Origin of the sequence: Sphaerotilus sulfidivorans, from assembly GCF_013426975.1 — a bacterium.
Classification (GTDB): domain Bacteria; phylum Pseudomonadota; class Gammaproteobacteria; order Burkholderiales; family Burkholderiaceae_C; genus Sphaerotilus; species Sphaerotilus sulfidivorans.
In genome coordinates, this window is sequence record NZ_JACCPY010000114.1 from 1 (window position 1) to 255 (window position 255).

Consider the following 255-nt stretch of genomic DNA (forward strand, 5'->3'; position numbering starts at 1 on the left):
CCCTGATCGGGGCGCTGGGCACGCGGTACCACCTGACGCAGGACAAGATCCGCACGCTGCTGGGCGAGGTGCTGGGGGTGCGCTTCAGCCTGGGGGCGATCTCGCAGGCGCAAGGGCTGGTGGCGCAAGCGCTGCAGGCACCGGTGCAGCAGGCGGCGGCGAGCTGCCACGGCGCGGCGGTGCTGCACATGGACGAGACGAGCTGGCGCCAGGCGGGATCCGGCACCCGGCACTGGGTGTGGGCGACGGTGCAGC

Annotated in this window: 1 protein-coding gene; it reads left to right on the forward strand. The window is 73.7% G+C overall.

Features of this window, described 5'->3' with window-relative positions; translation table 11 throughout:
• A partial coding sequence (locus HZU84_RS20185) for an IS66 family transposase (protein WP_180693140.1) occupies nucleotides 1-255 on the forward strand: 255 nt, incomplete at both ends.